This window comes from Petralouisia sp., from assembly GCF_056822245.1.
This window is the reverse complement of sequence record NZ_JBQIOP010000046.1, coordinates 13196-30512: the sequence shown is the minus strand read 5'-3', so window position 1 is coordinate 30512 and position 17317 is coordinate 13196. Positions and strand designations below refer to the sequence as shown.

Sequence of the window (17317 nt, the reverse complement as noted above, 5' to 3'; positions counted from 1 at the left end):
AGCCTTGCTGCCTCTACTTATCTGGCGGACGATGCGGACATCAACAATGCGGAGCTTATATATACCGAGTGGGAAACGGACCTGCAGATGCAGATCAACCGTGTGGAATCGGACCGGCCCGGTTATGACGAGTACCGCTATAATATCGGCCCCATTGAGCATGATCCTTATGTTTTAATGGGGTATCTCACCTCTGCGTATCAGGATTTCACCTATGCACAGATTGAGAGCGTCCTCCGCGAGCTTTTTAACGGGCAGTATTCCCTATCCTTCACGGAGGAAACGGAAATCCGCTACCGGACAGAAACAAGCATTGACCCGGAGACCGGCGAGGAAACCGAAGAAAAAGTGCCTTATGAGTGGCACATCTTAAATGTAACGCTTGCTTCCATGCCGCTTGAAAACCTGGTGGTTTCACGCATGGACGCAGACCAGAAAGAAATCTGCGAGATTTTATTGCAGACCAAAGGAAACCGGCAGTATGTGAAAAATGTGTTTGGCACCAACTGGCTGCCCTATGTCACCAGCTACTACGGCTACCGGGTACACCCGATCAGCGGGGAAAAGAACTACCATACCGGCGTTGACATCGGGATGCCCCAGGGCACGGAGATTTTGGCCGGGCATGACGGTACGGTCACGCTGGCAGGAAATGCGGGCGGCTATGGCCTGTGCGTCGCCATTGAGGGCGAGGCTTACGAGGGGCACTCCCTTACCACCAAATACGGCCACTGTTCACAAATCTTAGTATCTGCCGGACAGGAGGTAAAGGCCGGGGATGTGATCGCAAAGGTCGGCAGCACCGGAAACTCCACCGGGCCGCACCTGCACCTGGAGGTATTGGTTGACGGACAGTATCTAAACCCCTTATATTTTGCCGATACCGGCGATACCAGCGAGCGGCATCTGCCGGCAGCAGGCGCAGGCGGCGGAGGGAACTATTTTGACTATGATGTTCCACCGGAGGCCCTTGCGGATGAAAAATTTGCGGCTATGCTTGCGGAGGCTGAAAAGTATTTAGGCTATCCGTATGTGTGGGGCGGCGCAAGCCCTTCCACTTCCTTTGACTGTTCCGGCTATGTTTCCTGGGTAGTCAATCATTGCGGCGTGGGCTGGAATTTCGGACGCCTGACCGCAGACGGGCTTTTAAGCGTGTGTACGCCTGTATCAAGCGCCGATGCAAGGCCCGGCGACCTGATCTTCTTCCAGGGGACTTACAATACCAGCGGCGCAAGCCATGTGGGAATCTATGTGGGTAACGGGATGATGATCCATTGCGGGGACCCGATCTCCTACGCGAACATCAACACAAGCTACTGGCAGCAGCACTTTTATACATTTGGGCGTCTGCCCTGACAGATTGGAGGTAATAAATTGAACCCTAAGATTGAAAAACTGGAGAAAGAGATCGACAAGACGAAAAACAAGATTGCGGAGATGCAGGCCAGGCTCCGCGACCTGGAAAAACAGAAAACGGAGCTGGAGAACACCGACTATGTGGCGATTGCCCGCAGCTTTCATCTGACGCCCCAGCAGTTGGCCGAATTTCTGAAATCGCAGCAGGCCGCTCCGTCCGGGGATGGCCCGCTTAAGAAACAGGAGGACATGAATGAGGACTAAAAAAATCTCTCTGCTACTGGCGCTTGTGCTTGTCATAAGCGCCATCGCTTTGCCCCTGACGGCTTATGCTGCCGGGGACAAAGATACCACACCGCCGGAGCTTGCGGCTTCTCTGGACGGCGGTACGCTGAAAATAGAAAGCAGCGACGATCATTCCGGCGTGGAGGCGGTTTTTGTAGACGGGAATCGTATCAATTCTTTAACCAATGGGGCGGCTTCCGTTGCCTTAAAGGACTATGCCGGCACGGAAAAACAGGTGAGTGTGTATGCCCAGGATTACGCCGGGAACCGCTCAAAGACCATGAAGTTTGAGAATCCCTATTACAAGGAACCGGCACCTACGGAAAAACCTTCTGCCACAGTACAGCAGGCCCAGAGCAGTACGCCATCTGTAAAACCGGTACAGGCTCAGGCGGCTTCTTCCGGAAGTACAAACAACAGCGCCCAAAGCGGCAATTCCGGGAATGGCTCTAATGCAGGTACGAACACGGGCAATAATGCCGGCAGCAATGCAGCGTCCGGCACAAACGGAAATGGAAATAGCTCCAATTCCCAGGAGGAAACGGAAACTACTTCTTCTATCCCGGAGGGCGCATTTACCCCGGAAGGTACCGGAACGGTTCTGGATGAAGCTACCGGCGAGGGTGACGATAAGCAGTTTTATACGATTACCACCGAAGCCGGAAATGTATTCTATCTGATTATTGACGGAAAAAGGGACGATAACAACGTCTATTTCCTGAACGGCGTTACCGAAGCTGATTTGATGGCCCTGGCGGAAAAGGGCGACGGCAGCGTGAGCGTGATCCCGGCTGCGGAGGTCTGCACCTGTACGGAGAAATGCGAGGCCGGAAAAGTCAATACCGCCTGCCCGGTCTGCAAGAACGACCTGAAGGGCTGCACCGGAAAGGAAAAACCTGCGGAGACAGAGGAACCCGCACAGACCGAACAGCCGAAAAAGGACAATGGCAGCGCTGGCACGATTATTTTTATCATTGTGGCCCTCCTTGCCGTTGGCGGCGTTGGCTATTATGTGAAGATCGTCCGTCCGAAACAACAGGCGGAGGATGACGAGGATTTCGAGGATGACGGGTACGGCGAAGGCTTTGACCCAGATGAAGCCTATGGAAAGCCGGAATATCTCTCCGAGGACGATTTTGACGACAGGGACAGCGAATAAAGCTGTCCCTTACTATTTTAAGAAAGCGAGGATATTTCATGGAGAAAACAACAATCCATTACCGCAGCGGTGTAAAGCGGCTGCTGGCATTTCTGCTTTGTGCAGTATGTGTCTTGGGGCTGATCCCTACTCAGGCGTTTGCGTTTTCGCCGGGACAGAAAGCAAGCTCCTGGCTGGGCGATCAGTATGTGGGGTCTGACGGGCAGCATTATTACAGCCCGGCGTCTTATACCTACCTTGTTTACAATTCTGACGGAACGATGGATGTGCGTACCAGCTCCGGGGGCAACGCCTACCGGCATTACATGCTGACAGCTTCGGATGGGAGCAGCCAGCAGGTATATTGTGTGGAAAGCGGCATTGCCTATAACACTTCTGACAATACCTATACATCGGAAAGCGGTACGAATAGCAATTACTTAAACCTTCTTCCCGCAGAAGCACGCCGGGGCATTACCCTGACGGCGATCTACGGCTGGAAGCCCGGCGCCTCCCTTCCTGTATCTGGCATTAACGAGGACGATTATAAAATGGCGACACAGATCATCCTCTGGGAGTATCAGCAGCAGCTTCGGAGCGACCCTTACAGCCGGCACGGGAACGGGCACGCTTCCGCAGACCAGTATTTCAGCGTGATTGCCGGACGTCCTGCGGAAAAAGCCTATCACTGGATTCTTTCACAGGTTGCTTCCCATTCCAAGGTTCCCTCTTTTACTTCCACGAAGAAAAGCGAAGCCCCGGAGCTGGAACTGAAATGGGACACGGAGAAAAAAGTCTATACCCTGACTGTCACTGACACCAATAACTTGAAAATCAATCTGGAAACCTTGAAAGGCAGCGGCGTTTCCGTCACAAGAAACGGGAACAAGTACACGTTCACCAGCAAGAACATGATTATGAACCCTGTCGCCTTTGAATTCCGAAAGGATATTCCGGTTGCCAATGACATGCTGATCTGGGGCAGGCCGGGCTACCAGACCATGATGACCGGCGCCAGCGACCCGGTTTCCTTTTTTGTGAAGATCAAGACCGAGACCTACGGCACCGCAAAGATTGTCAAGACCAGTGAGGACGGCATTGTGTCCGAGATTCCTTTCCATATCTCTGGCACGGACATTCTGGGAAATAAAGTGGATGAAACTGTAACTACCGGAGAAAACGGGCAGATCAAAGAAAAGCTGCTGCCCGGCACCTATCTGGTGAAGGAGCTGCCGGTGGACCGCTATGTGACCCCTTCCCCGCAGTATGTGACGGTTGAGAGCGGTCAGACGGCCTCCGTCCATTTCAGCAATATCCTGAAGAAATTCCGTGTCCATGTGATTAAGAGCGATGCGGACACCGGAACCGCCCAGGGTGATGCTACCCTTGCGGGTGCGACTTACGGCCTGTTCAATAACGGTGATCTGGTAGATACCTATACCACCGGACCGGACGGCAGCTTTATGACCCGCTACTATGTCTGTGGCGATAGCTGGACGGTACGGGAAATTGATCCCAGCACCGGCTATCTCTTAAATGATATGGTCTATGAGGTGGGCGCTTCCCCGACGCTGTACGAAGTGGAACTGAACACCACGGAGAACCAGGTTACGGAAACCGTGATCTATGGCAATATCCAGCTTGTAAAGCATACGGACGACCTGGACCCGGATGTGTCCGAGGATGAAAATACGGACGAACCAAATGAGGGCGTGATCGAGCGCCCGGAGGCCGGGGCTGTCTTTGAAATCTACCTGAAGGCGGCGGGCAGCTATGACGCGGCGAAGGAAAGCGAGCGTGATTTGCTCACAACCGATGGGAACGGCTTCGCTTCCTCCAAAATGCTGCCTTATGGCCGTTATACGGTTCACCAGGTAGCCGGCGAAGAAGGAAAGGCGTTTATCCCGGACTTTACCGTATTTATTTCCGCAAACGGTCAGACTTACAGCTATATCCTGAATAATCGTACCATCACGGCACGACTGAAAGTGGAGAAATGCGACGCGGAGACCGGCAATATTATCCCGATGACGGGCACTGGTTTCCGGATCAAGGATTTGTCTACCGGGGAATTTGTCACCCAGGAAATCTATTATCCGAATCCGGAAACCCTTGATACTTTCTATGTTTCGGACGAAGGCTGGCTCATGCTGCCGGAACCTCTGCATACCGGGGATTATGAGCTTTACGAGGTGGCGGCGCCTTACGGCTATGTCCTTTCCAGTGAGCCCGTACCGTTCACCATTGACGGCAGCGAGGCGGTTGTGACCGTAACACAGTATAACATGCCCCAGAAGGGTCAGCTCACCATTACAAAGACCGGCGAGGTATTCGCTTCCGTCCAGGAAAGCGACGGCCTGTATCAGCCGGTATATGAAGTGGCCGGGCTTCCCGGTGCGGTCTATGACGTGATCGCCGACGAGGATATTTATACCGGCGACGGTACGCTTCGCGCAGCAAAGGACATGGTTGTGGAAACCCTTACCACCGGGGATGACGGGACGGCACAGAGCGGGCTTTTGTACCTGGGCTGCTACCGCCTGGAGGAACGCCAGGCGCCGGCGGGGATGGTCTTAAACACCCAGCCGGAATATGTAGAGCTTACCTATGCGGGTGAAACTGTGGAAGTGACACAGACCGCCGTTGGCCTTTATGACGAGCGCCAGAAGGTGGATGTGAGCCTGTTCAAAGCACTGGAAACGGACGAGCTGTTCGGGCTTGGCATGAATGAGGAATACAAGGATATTTCTTTTGGACTGTATGCTTCCGATAACCTGACGGCTGCGGATGGCAGCGTGATCCCGGCTGGCGGCCTTCTGGAAGTGGTTTCCGTTTCTGCAAATGAGGCGGGCGGCTATAACGCTTCTTTCGCCTCTGACCTTCCTTTTGGCAGCTACTATGTGAAGGAACGCACCACAAACAGCGCTTATATCCTTTCCGATACCGAGTACCCGGTAGTATTTGAATATGCGGGCCAGGAGGCGGCGCTGGTACAGATTCTTGTGGGTGAGGGCGAGGCCGTTCCCAATGACCTGCTTCGTGGGCGTGTAGACGGTGTGAAATACGGTGAAAACCCGGAGGGCGGCGAGGCTGTGAAGCTGGCCGGCGCGGTGATGGGCCTGTTTCAGCCGGACACCGAGGAATTTACCGAAGAAAACGCGCTGCTTACCGTAACCACCGGCGAGGATGGCAGCTTTACCTTTGAGAATATCCCTTACGGCCACTGGATCGTAAAGGAAATTTCCGCTCCCGCGCTCTATACAGTGAGCCCGGAGGAACACCATATTTATATCGGTGTGGACGGTCAGGCAATCGAAATCCGTGTGGATGATACCCTGATCCGCGGACGGGTGCAACTCCATAAGACCGAGGCGGTGGATGAACCTTCCTCTGTGGAGAGCGACAAAGAGAATACCTTCCTGCGCTTCCTCTCCGGCGCGGTATTTGAACTGTATGAGGACATCAACGGCAACAAGGAGCTGGATGCCGAAGATACCCTGGTAGGCACTCTGAAAGAAACAGACGGCGGATTCCACATGGCGGAGGATCTTCTGGCTAAAGGCTATTTCGTAAAGGAAAAGAAAGCGCCGGAGGGCTACCAGCCTGACGAAAAGGCTTATTATTTTGCGATCACCGAGGACGGTCAGACCGTTGTGATCGAAAACGGCGAGGCAGGCCGGGGCTTTACCAATGAGGCATACCGCGGCAACCTGAAAATTACCAAAGATTCCAGTGACGGACGAAAGGACGGCTTTGCCATTGAGGTCAAGAGCGCGGACGGTTCTTACTGTGAGACATTCACCACACCGAAATCCGGCGTGATCGAGGTTAAGGGACTGCGCGTCGGTATTTATACCGTAACCGAGCTTTCCAACCGTGCAAGCAAGAATTATATCATTCCTGACGCGGCCACGGTGGAGATCAAGGCGGATCAGACCGCCACGGTTCAGTTCTTCAACGAGAAGCCGGAGGAACCGGAAACTCCTGATAACCCGAAAACGCCTTCCAATCCGTCTAACCCTTCTACCCCTTCTACCCCTTCTAATCCTGATAAGGGAGTACCGCAGACCGGGGATGATAATTTTATTTTCCTGTACGGCGGGCTTCTTGTGCTGGCTGTGATCGGCGGCGGGCTGTTCGCTGCTCTCTATTTCAAAAAGGGAAAATACAGCAAGAACACGCCAAAGACAAAGGCTGTCGGCATTACGGTGGTTTTCCTCTGCGCGGCGCTGGCCCTGGGCGGCGGCTTCCTGATGGTTCGCGACATCTGCCAGTACACCGAAAGTGCCGGCGCCTATGATGACCTTGCTTCTCTTGTAGAGCTGCCGGAGCAGACCGAAGCGCCGGAGGATGATACAACGGAGACGGAACCTGCCGAGGAGGACCCTTCTGTGGTCCTCCCTGTGGTAGACTTTGAGGCTTTAAGGGAGACCGGGCCGGACATCATCGGATGGCTCAGCCTTCCCGATACAGTTATCAACTACCCGGTGACGCAGGCGGACGACAACGAGTATTACCTGCACCACTTGTATGACGGCACCTACAATAAGGTGGGATGCCTGTTCGCGGATTATGAGAACAAAGCGGATTTTTCTGACCGAAACACCATTATTTACGGGCATAACATGCGGGACGGCTCCATGTTCGCCGCCCTGAATGAGTATGACGAACAGAGCTACTTTGATACCCATAAGCAGATGTACCTTGTGACCCCGGAGGGCAGTTATCTCTGTGAGATTTTCGCAGCGTTTGTGGCAAAGCCTTCCGAATCCGGCAGCGATACCTCTCCCTGGCGTCTTAGCTGGAAGGATGACGGCTCTTATACGACCTGGCTTACCGCTATGGCAGAGCGTTCCGTTGTGGAAACGGACGTCACGGTGACAAGCAGCGATAAAGTGCTGACCCTTTCCACCTGTACGCCCGGAGGCGCGAGCCGCTTCATCGTCATGGCTAAGCTGGTGGAAGTAAACAACTGAACAGAGTGAAAACCGGTGCGGGGGCATGTGCTCCCGCACCAGTCATTTACAAGGAGGATTTTTTCTATGGTGAATACCATTGTTTCAATACCCGGCTATGTACACCTGTACCGTTCCCTTCTCCGGTTCTATGACATGCCGGAAAATGAGATCAGGGAAATGCTGTATTTGCTTAACACGGCCAACCTGGACTGCTACGAGTATTACCACCCGGAGCGGGAACTGGTTGAGAGCGGCCCGGTAGCCTTCTGCCACTGGCTGGAGACGATGGACTGCCGGCCCTACCGCACAGAGGTACAGCTTTATAAGTCGCTGCTGTTCCTACAGCGCAGCGTGGACCGGGATCTGATCGTGACCTCCCAGCGGGAGGCATTGCAGACGCTTAGATGTATTATCTCCAATATCGAATACCGCTTCTACAAGGCTTATGAAATGGAGATCGAGGATAAACGGACCGTGTACGGGGAATGTACCTATCGCCTGGTTCCCAGGGAGGACGAACCCAGCGTGTGCCTGATGCACGACTGGATTTATCTGCCCTCTGCTTAAAAATGTCCCGAATAATATATAAAATACGGGACAAAAAAGTAGTATATGCTCTGCCCCTTGCCGGCAGCGGTTCTTTCCTTTTTTGAGATTGCTGTATAAATCCTGATCTGCGTGGGAATACTATAAACAAAACTCTCGGAGCCTATTGAAAATTTGTCCCGAATAATATATAATATTCGGGACAAAAGGAGGTGAGCAAAGTGGCAAATGGATATTCCAAGCAGATTCAGGAGCGGATTGGCGCAGCGGCAGAAGGAACCGTTTTTGTCAATTCTGATTTTGCTGATATTGCTGATACGGAAACCATAAGACGGAACCTGAACCGGCTTACACAGGCAGGTATGCTCCGGCGGATTTTGAAAGGTGTTTATGAGAAGCCGGAATACAGCGAAATGCTGAAAGAATATGTAGCGGCGGACCCGGAGGCAGTAGCAAAAGCGCTGGCCCGGAACTATCACTGGACGATTGCTCCCTGTGGGAATACGGCGCTGAACCTGTTAGGGCTTTCCACGCAGGTAACAGCGGTATGGTCCTATATCAGTGACGGTCCATATAAGACCTATGAGTGGAATTCTACAAAACTGGAATTTAAGCACAGGACCAATAAGGAGATCACGGGTCTTTCTTATATGACGGTTCTGGTGATTCAGGCATTGAAAACTTTGGGGAAAACAAATGTCACTTCCAAAACGATCCAGACGCTTAGCTCCCGGTTGAATGAGGACGATAAAGCCGCTATGCTAAGAGAGGCGGCAGAATCTACGGATTGGGTTTACAATGCGATACGGCAGATTGCCGGGGAGGTACAATAGAGATGAAACATGTTGCAAAATTTTCAGACAATGATAAGCGGAGGTTGTTCCGTAACACAGCAGATAAGATGGGGCTCAACGATGCCATTGTGGAAAAAGATTTTTGGGTATGCTTTACGCTGGATTATCTGTTTCAACGTTCCCCCTGGAAAGATTCGATTACCTTTAAGGGCGGTACCAGCTTGTCGAAAGCCTTTCGCCTGATCAGCCGGTTTTCCGAAGATATTGACCTGATTCTGGACTGGCGGGTTTTAGGATATGGCAGAGACGAGCCCTGGGAGAAACGTTCCAACACGAAGCAGGATGCTTTCAACAAAGAGGCAAATGCACGGGCGGAGGTCTTTCTGGCAGAAACCTTCTGCCCCGCAATCAAAGAAGGATTATCTCAGGAGCTTGGCCGTGAAGCTGACATTCACATGGACGAGGAAGAAAAGCAGACAGTTATTTTTGCCTACCCAAAACTGTTTACCAATGCGGGAACCTTGCAGGTGATCCGGCTGGAAATCGGCGCGCTGGCCGCATGGACGCCGGCAAAGTCTGCGGAGATTACGCCGTATGCTGCAGAGTATTACCCTGATGTGTTCGAGCAGAAAGGAACGAATATTCTGACGGTTGCCCCAGAGCGGACTTTCTGGGAAAAAGCTACGATCCTGCACCATGAGGCCAACAGGCCGGAACATCTGGAAATGCCGCAGCGGTATTCCAGGCATTATTACGATTTGTACCGCATGGCTCTGACCCCGGTAAAAGAAGCCGCTTTCTCCCGGCTCGACCTGCTTAAAAAGGTTGTGGATTTCAAAATGAAATTCTATCCCAGGGCATGGGCGAAGTACCCGGAGGCTGTGTCAGGCACCTTAAAGCTGATCCCGCCAGAATACCGGTTCGCAGCGTTAGAGGCGGATTATGATTCCATGAAGGATATGCTGTATGGTGATGTGCCTACATTCGATACTGTCATAGCGGCGGTCCGGGAACTGGAAAAAGAGATCAATACCCTGTAACAACTACATAACCATTTATTTGCCGGCTATTCTAAGATGCTTTAGGGTAGCCGGCTTTCTGTTTTCAAAAAGGAGGAATGTCACATTACGCAAAATGAAGTCAATGCTGTTTTTGACGAGCAGGTGCGGTTTTGCGCCGACACGCTGCAACGGAAAACCAAAGAATACACCGGAGACGATACGGACCGGCTGGGAGCTTTTAAGGCGGCAGCAGCTTTGCAGCACACCACACCGGAACGCGCCCTTGCCGGGATGCTGGCGAAGCATATTGTTTCCTTGTATGACATGTGCTTTGACGATGATACGGATTATGATATAAGTACATGGAATGAAAAGATCACAGACAGTCTCAACTATCTGTTCTTACTGAAAGCCATTGTAAAGGAGGGACATACCAATCAACCGAATTGAAGTAAAAATATTGAACTGCCAGGCGGTTGCCGAAGCCGAGAAAAACATGGTCTTTGCAGCGCGTTTGACCCAGCGGGGGCATAAGATCGCCACGATGGATGATCTGCTGGCACTCTATGAGAAGTCATTCAGCGAGAATACCGTGGCGGTCATCAGCAGCCTCCCTCACCCCACGGTCCAAAAATTTGCGGTAATCACTGTGGCCGTTGTGGGGGCAAGCAGGCGTTTTCTGGCACAGATCACCAGGCACCAGAATGAAGTAAAGTTTATGAGTGCGTCTTTGCAATACAGCAATTATACTGGACAGGCGGATTTTGCGGTACCCTATGAGATTTTAACCGCCCCGGCCGCGGTCCGGGAACTATACTTAAAAAACTGTCACGAGGGCATGGACTGTTACGAAAAGCTGTGCAGCGCAGGAATCGGCCATGACGCGGCGGGCTATGCCACACCCCAGGGCCTTCGGAATGTGCTGATTATCAGCGCTGCACCCTATCAGTGGAAACACATCATCGGCCAGCGGGTATGCCGGCGCAATACAGACGAAACCCGGATCGTGCTCCTGAAAATCTGGCAGGAGCTTTATTCGTTAAGCCCGGCGCTGTTTGCCCCTGATCTTACAGGACCGTTCTGCCAGCAGGACAAATGCCTAGAGGGGAAAATGACCTGCAGAAGAAAACTGGCACCGCATATGATGCCGGGGGACATCCTGAAAGCGGATTACCCACTGCTCCTGGAAGGAGGCGGCGCATGAAAATCAAATTGATTGACTTTGGCGTGCCGGAGAGCCGCCGCCCATTCCGTCCGCATGGGAACGATGCCGGCGCGGATGTTTATATGCCCTATGACTGCATTTTGCAGCCGGGAGAAATCGCAAAGGTTCCGCTTGGGTTCGGGATCGAAGTACCGGACGGGTACGCTGGCTATGTATTCCCCCGCACCAGCATGGCGGCAAAGGGTCTGGTCTGTGAGCTGCCCCCGGTAGATTCCGGCTACCGCGGGGAAATCCATGCCATTATCAGTAATGTAAGCAACAAACCGCAGGAACTCTCCAAAGGAGCGCGGGTAGGACAGCTTGTGATTACTCCGGTTGTAATTGCGGATTTTGTTTCGGATTTGGGAGTAGAGCGCGGAACCGGAGGGTTTGGAAGTACCGGGGTATAAATCAGGATAAATATAGAGTGTTTCCAGACTTAATTTAGGACAGTATGGGAAATAATAAGAAGAAAGCGGTCATTTTCCGTGACCGCTTTACTTCTTGCTGTTCAATTCTTTCATAATGCCGAGGATATATGTCATTGATCTGGAATCCAGTTTCTTTGCCTCTGCAATAAATTCCTGCAAGGTCTCTGGATAAAGGTTTTCTTCGTCAAAGAATTCCTGCGGCGTTACGCCGAGATATTCGCAGATATAAAAGAAGGACTGCATGGCAGGAAGTGATTTTTTGTTTTCGATGTTATTGATGTAGTTGTTCGCTTGCCCCAACGACAATGACATGTCGCGTGCAGATACACCCTTTTGTAATCTCAGCTTTGCCAGCCGTTCCGGGACGAATTCTTCATACATCACCCTCACCTCCCATTCTATAATAGATTGTACCTCACGCAGACGCATTATTCACAAATTAAAAAAGGGTGTTTGCGTTGACTTGCAAAAACAAACCTATTATAATAATGAGAGATACAAAATTAAATCTATCAATCGGAGGAACTTGATGGAAGGAAAGACTTGCTGTGTCACAGGACACAGAGATATACCTGCTGATGAAACAGCCCATGTAAAGGTGGCTCTGCGCCGGGAAATTGGAAAAGCAGTAAACGATGGTTTCACTATCTTTCTCTCCGGCTTTGCGGATGGCGTGGATCAATACTTTGCGGAGATTATTCTGGAGCTGCAGAATAAAAATCCAAATTTGAAGCTGATCGCGGTGCTTCCATACCGAAAACGGAAGGACAGCCTGTGCCAGAAGGAACACACAAACACCCTGTTGGACGCCTGTGCAGAGGTTATCATAATTCAGGAAGAATACAGGCCCAACGTCTATTCCAAACGCAACCGCTACATGGTGGAACATGCAGACCGTGTAATTGCGGTATATGACGGACGGGAAAAAGGCGGTACAGTTAAGACCATCCGTTATGCGCACCAATTTCGGAAGGAACTGCGGGAAATACCCGTAGGGTTAATCTTGGACAAAAACAGGACAAATCGTGGACAAAACCGGACATGAAAAAGTGGAGGTACAGGCTGCTCTATGGTATAATAAATGTTCAACCGTGAAGGCCAGTGACAATCCGGTTGGACTTACAGAGAATAATAAATCACCTTTTGCGAAAATGGGAAACCACAGTTTGAAAGGAGTATTTGCATGAAACACGTATGTATGCTTATAGCGGTGGCCGACATTAACGCCGCGAGAAAATTTTATGAGGATTTGTTTGGATTAGAGGTGTTCCAGGATTATGGCAGAAACATTGCTTTTACCTGCGGCCTGGCATTGCAGCAGGATTTTGACTGGCTTGTAGATCTGCCAAAAGAAAAGGTATTAAAAAAATCCAATAATGCGGAAATCGTTTTTGAGGAACAGGACTTTGACGGTTTTCTGAACAAGTTGAAAGAATACCCGGATATTGAATATCTGGGAGAAGTGATCGAGCATAGCTGGGGTCAGCGGGTGATTCGGTTTTACGATTTGGACGGGCATATCATAGAGGTTGGCGAGGATATGAAAATGGTGATAAAGCGTTTTCTTGCTTCCGGCATGACAATGGAAGAAGTCTCTGTGAAAATGGACGCTTCTATTGAGGATTTGACAAAACTTCTAAACAGCTAATACATGATGGACGAATAAGCAAATTAGAATTTTATGGAGGGAAAAGGTAATGGCAAAAGAAAAGGGTTCGTTCAAAGAGTTTCTATCGGCAGTTGCACCAGAATATCAATCATTTGTCGAGAAACTTAATAACAAACTTATTGAACAAGGCTGTGACCTTGTAATCAAGGAAGCAAAGAGCGGTTATGCTGCTTCATACCAACTAGAGAAGAAAACTGTAATGAATTGGGTGTTTCGGAAGTCGGGGGTTTTTGCACGTATTTACGGAGACAATGCTGGCAAGTATGAGGATATAATCGCTTCTCTGCCTGCTGAAATGCAAAAGAAAATGACTACTTCTCGTGACTGTAAGAGACTTATTGACCCTACTGCTTGTAGCGATACCTGTGTTAAAGGTTTTGTTTATACATTAAATGGCGATACACATAAAAAATGCCGTAATGACGGAATGTTCTTCCTACTGACAAACGAAACAGCGGAGCATATAGCTAGGTTGGTCTGTGCAGAGGTTACTGTGCGTAAGTCGGCTTCATAGCGACAGAATAGTTAAGTTCGATAAATTCCTGTTTATCAGAGAGTAACGCAACAGAAAAATAAATGGAAATTTATGGAGGATACGATGCTTGAAAATATACCATCTCATTCAACTATGACGGAATTGCTTGGACAATCCTTGCTTGAAGTTTGGCAAGCATTATGTTTGGCTATTGATAAAAAATACGATATGGATCGAGTATGGAATACTGGTGGTAAGCAATGGGATTACGAGTATAAATATCGCAGAGGCGGTAAAACACTTTGCTGCCTATACGCTAAAAGTAATTGCATTGGATTCATGATTATCTTTGGAAAAGATGAAAGAATAAAATTTGAAGATATAAGGGGTACTCTTTCTGACGCCGTTTGCAGGCAATATGATGAGGCAAAAACCTATCGTGACGGAAAATGGGTCATGTTTGAACCGACCAATACGGCTGATTTTGATGATTACATGAAATTGCTGACTATCAAAAGAAAACCGAATCGGAAATAACAATTCCCATTTGCCGAGTTCCTTCAAACCTCATTTTCGTAGCAGTGTTTTGTAGTCAGATGACTGCGCCAATGGAGGAAATGTATATGGATATTCAGGAAATTATCAGTTTAGTAACAAAAACGCAGGGGCTAATAAAAAACCGTGAAATGGCTTCTCATGTGAAAGAGAAAGGTCTTGCGGACTATGTAACGCAGGTAGATATTGCTGTGCAAAATTTCTTAAAAAAGGAGCTGTTTGCCCTTGCACCGGATATTCAGCTTCTTGGAGAAGAAACCGGTTTGCAGGAAATGAAAGCGGAGAGCTTTTGGATTTTAGACCCGGTTGACGGGACTACAAACCTTATGCACGATTATCAGCACAGTGTTGTATCTTTAGCCCTTTGCCGCCAAGGGGAAATTGTAATCGGGATCGTGTATGATCCCTTCCGTGAAGAAGTGTTTTCAGCGATTAAAGGCAAGGGGAGCTTCCTAAATGGACAGCCCATACATGTATCAAACGCAGAAAAACTATCCGACACGATAATTGGGCTGGGAACAGCAAAAAGAGAGCTGGCGGATGAAAACTTTGCCCGGTTCCGTAGAGTGTTCGGCCAATGCCAGGATGTCCGCAGGATTGGGTCTGCCGCTCTGGAACTGGCATATACCGCCTGTGGCAGACAGGGAGGCTATTTCGAGATTTACCTGAATCCCTGGGACTATGCTGCCGGTATGCTGTTGATTCAGGAGGCAGGAGGTAAAATAACTGATTTTACGGGGAATCTGCTTGATCCGAGGAAAGGCAGCAGCGTAGCAGGAACAAACGGATATATACATACAGAACTGCTAAAGTTGATATAAAGGGTAACAAATCAGTACTCGGAGGAAAAGTATATGAAAATATTTATAGGGTAAAGCGGAATACTGCTGGTTGTCATATGAACCTAAGAACGAAATTGCCAGTCAATTATACCGTTCGTTTGGATTTGTTGAAACCGGAGAAATGTACGAAGAAGAGCTGATTGCAATTCTGAAATTATAAAGACAACTTACAGTTTATCAGAGAGTAACACAACAAAAAACAAATTCGAGCTTAAAAAGAGGAAAATTTATGTTTGAGGACGGTCGAAGCAAAAAAGTTATTTTTATAGCGCATTGTATATTAAATCAAAATTCAATATCTGATGGAACAGCCGTTTTTCCAGCAACTTTTAAGGATGTAATAAAAATTCTTCTTGATGCTGATATTGGTATTGTCCAAATGCCATGTCCTGAACTTTGCTGTTTAGGGCTTAATAGAGGAAATAACGATGGGGCAGATGTTCCTGTCGTTATTGAAAATACCCGTATTCGTAAGGAAATGCAAAAAGCGGAATCATACAAAATGCTAATGGTTCAGGTTGAATATGTGATGAAACAGATAACAGAATACAATGCCTACGGCTTCGAGATAATCGGGATTATTGGTGCAAATCGTTCGCCAAACTGCGGTGTGGAAACCACATCAGATTTTAACAAAGAGATAAACGGTAAAGGTATTTTTATGAGCGAACTTAGCAATAGAATAAATGCGGAAAACTTGAATATTCCTATGCTGGGTATCAAAGGCACTGATAATGTTCTTGAGCAAGTAAAGTCTATCATTCCAGTCTGTCAGAACTTTGAATAGATCTGGAAAATGTAATTTGAAGGGAGAATAATTCAATGAAAGAATTTAGTCGAGAAGCCGAACAGATAATGATTGAACGCTTTGGAAAAGACGCAATTATAGCAATGGCAACAACAGAAAATGGAACGCCTTATGTGCGATATGTAAATGCCTATTACGAAGATGGTGCATTTTATATCATTACCCATGCCCTCTCAAATAAAATGAAACATATAAAAGATAACTCTGTTGTTGCAATCGCCGGCGAATGGTTTACAGCGCACGGGAAAGGTGTTAGCCTGGGTTATTTCAGAAAAAAAGAGAATTGTGTGATTGCTGAAAAGCTGAAAAAGGTCTTTGCAGAATGGATCGATAACGGCCATACTGATTTTGACGATGAAAACACTATCATTCTGCGTGTGGAATTAACAGATGGCCTGTTGCTCTCTCATGGTACAAGATATGAGTTTTAAGATTTCAAATTTTCTACTTTTCTATGTCAAGTATTATCAGAGCTTGTCTTGAATATTTGCAGGCAGGCTGTTTAAGGAGGTTCCATGAAAGGATTTAACCGACCAAATCAATTATTTTCCCTCTGCGGTTTGAATTGCGGGCTTTGCCCCATGTTCTTGAATAAGAACTGCCCCGGCTGCGGCGGCGGTGAGGGGAACCAATCCTGCAAAATCGCAAGGTGCAGCATGGAACATGGCGGTGTTGAATATTGTTTCCAATGCAGTGAATACCCTTGCGAAAAATACGATCATATTGACGACTTTGATTCCTTTATAACACATCGAAACCGAAAATCTGATATGGAAAAGGCCAAACGATTCGGGATAGATGCTTATAATGCAGAGCAGGCGGAAAAAGCAAAAATCCTGGAGATTTTCTTGTTGGGCTATAATGATGGCCGCAAAAAGACACTCTTTTGTGTAGCCGTCAACCTTTTAGAACTGCAAGACCTACAAACGGTACTCAGGGAAATTGAACGTAAACCTGATATGGAAACACTGACGCTCAAAGAAAAAAGCGCATTTGTTGCTGGATTACTGCAGGATGCAGCGGCAGCGAAAAATATCGATTTAAAACTTCATAAGAAAAAGGGATAATTTGAATATACTATGATTTTTACACATGAATCATTGCTTATAGATCATCTAATCTTCCCTTCTCTCAATTAAATATTTTTGAAACTACGCCACATATTTTCAGTGGTGCTTTTTCTCTGTAATAAAACGCAAAGGTATTGGAAGCCTTTGCTTTTTTTAATCCAATAAAAGTTATTTTACAAATAAAT

The 17317-nt window shown here is 48.7% G+C and carries 19 protein-coding genes; 18 read left to right on the top strand and 1 reads right to left on the bottom strand.

All coding sequences use genetic code 11. The features are described from left to right. The 10 genes from ACTO17_RS15655 to ACTO17_RS15610 all read left to right on the top strand — a co-directional run. Positions 1–1356 (top strand): CD1108 family mobile element protein (locus ACTO17_RS15655; protein WP_482558576.1); only part of this gene is annotated, 1356 nt, incomplete at its 5' end. Positions 1357–1374: 18 nt separating this feature from the next. Further along, positions 1375–1620, top strand: coding sequence for a DUF4315 family protein (locus ACTO17_RS15650; protein WP_006861297.1), 246 nt, complete (start codon positions 1375–1377; stop codon positions 1618–1620). Continuing rightward, positions 1610–2800: a DUF4366 domain-containing protein gene (locus ACTO17_RS15645; RefSeq protein ID WP_482558575.1), complete on the top strand. Its 1191-nt coding sequence runs from the start codon at positions 1610–1612 to the stop codon at positions 2798–2800. Before ACTO17_RS15650 ends, ACTO17_RS15645 begins: the two co-directional genes overlap by 11 nt. A 38-nt stretch (positions 2801–2838) precedes the next feature. Then, positions 2839–7755: a class B sortase gene (gene srtB / locus ACTO17_RS15640; protein ID WP_482558574.1), complete on the top strand. Its 4917-nt coding sequence runs from the start codon at positions 2839–2841 to the stop codon at positions 7753–7755. Positions 7756–7821: 66 nt separating this feature from the next. Next, on the top strand, positions 7822–8304 hold the full coding sequence (locus tag ACTO17_RS15635; RefSeq protein ID WP_213540079.1) for a hypothetical protein: 483 nt from the start codon (positions 7822–7824) through the stop codon (positions 8302–8304). A 200-nt stretch (positions 8305–8504) separates the two neighbouring features. Further along, on the top strand, positions 8505–9116 hold the full coding sequence (locus tag ACTO17_RS15630) for a DUF6088 family protein (protein ID WP_257329210.1): 612 nt from the start codon (positions 8505–8507) through the stop codon (positions 9114–9116). 2 nt (positions 9117–9118) lie between these two features. Next, positions 9119–10117, top strand: a complete 999-nt coding sequence (locus ACTO17_RS15625) for a nucleotidyl transferase AbiEii/AbiGii toxin family protein (RefSeq protein WP_257329209.1) — start codon at positions 9119–9121, stop codon at positions 10115–10117. A gap of 84 nt (positions 10118–10201) precedes the next feature. Next, complete coding sequence (locus ACTO17_RS15620) at positions 10202–10528, top strand: hypothetical protein (protein ID WP_482558578.1); 327 nt, start codon at positions 10202–10204, stop codon at positions 10526–10528. 46 nt (positions 10529–10574) lie between these two features. After that, entirely contained in the window at positions 10575–11282 is a 708-nt protein-coding gene (locus tag ACTO17_RS15615) for an FAD-dependent thymidylate synthase (RefSeq protein WP_257329235.1), read from the top strand. Continuing rightward, on the top strand, positions 11279–11692 hold the full coding sequence (locus ACTO17_RS15610; protein WP_257329207.1) for a dUTP diphosphatase: 414 nt from the start codon (positions 11279–11281) through the stop codon (positions 11690–11692). Before ACTO17_RS15615 ends, ACTO17_RS15610 begins: the two co-directional genes overlap by 4 nt. A gap of 87 nt (positions 11693–11779) precedes the next feature. Here ACTO17_RS15610 and ACTO17_RS15605 read toward each other — a convergent pair whose 3' ends face one another. Continuing rightward, a complete protein-coding gene (locus tag ACTO17_RS15605) occupies positions 11780–12094 on the bottom strand; it encodes a helix-turn-helix domain-containing protein (protein WP_257329206.1) in 315 nt (104 codons plus the stop codon). Positions 12095–12242: 148 nt separating this feature from the next. On the opposite strand from ACTO17_RS15605, the gene ACTO17_RS15600 reads away from it, so the two are divergent. The 8 genes from ACTO17_RS15600 to ACTO17_RS15565 all read left to right on the top strand — a co-directional run bounded on the left by ACTO17_RS15600 (position 12243) and on the right by ACTO17_RS15565 (position 17129). After that, complete coding sequence (locus tag ACTO17_RS15600; RefSeq protein ID WP_213540076.1) at positions 12243–12758, top strand: SLOG family protein; 516 nt, start codon at positions 12243–12245, stop codon at positions 12756–12758. Positions 12759–12896: 138 nt separating this feature from the next. After that, on the top strand, positions 12897–13361 hold the full coding sequence (locus tag ACTO17_RS15595; protein WP_173892412.1) for a VOC family protein: 465 nt from the start codon (positions 12897–12899) through the stop codon (positions 13359–13361). A 49-nt stretch (positions 13362–13410) separates the two neighbouring features. Next, a complete protein-coding gene (locus ACTO17_RS15590; protein WP_257329205.1) occupies positions 13411–13896 on the top strand; it encodes a hypothetical protein in 486 nt (161 codons plus the stop codon). 84 nt (positions 13897–13980) lie between these two features. Further along, positions 13981–14394, top strand: coding sequence for a DUF3788 domain-containing protein (locus tag ACTO17_RS15585; RefSeq protein ID WP_213540073.1), 414 nt, complete (start codon positions 13981–13983; stop codon positions 14392–14394). 86 nt (positions 14395–14480) lie between these two features. Next, a complete protein-coding gene (locus ACTO17_RS15580) occupies positions 14481–15233 on the top strand; it encodes an inositol monophosphatase family protein (RefSeq protein WP_257329190.1) in 753 nt (250 codons plus the stop codon). Positions 15234–15483: 250 nt separating this feature from the next. Further along, entirely contained in the window at positions 15484–16041 is a 558-nt protein-coding gene (locus tag ACTO17_RS15575; protein ID WP_213540071.1) for a CD3072 family TudS-related putative desulfidase, read from the top strand. A gap of 35 nt (positions 16042–16076) precedes the next feature. Then, entirely contained in the window at positions 16077–16493 is a 417-nt protein-coding gene (locus tag ACTO17_RS15570; RefSeq protein ID WP_257329189.1) for a pyridoxamine 5'-phosphate oxidase family protein, read from the top strand. Between the two features lie 84 nt (positions 16494–16577). Further along, complete coding sequence (locus ACTO17_RS15565; RefSeq protein ID WP_482558573.1) at positions 16578–17129, top strand: DUF3795 domain-containing protein; 552 nt, start codon at positions 16578–16580, stop codon at positions 17127–17129. Positions 17130–17317: the final 188 nt, after the last annotated feature.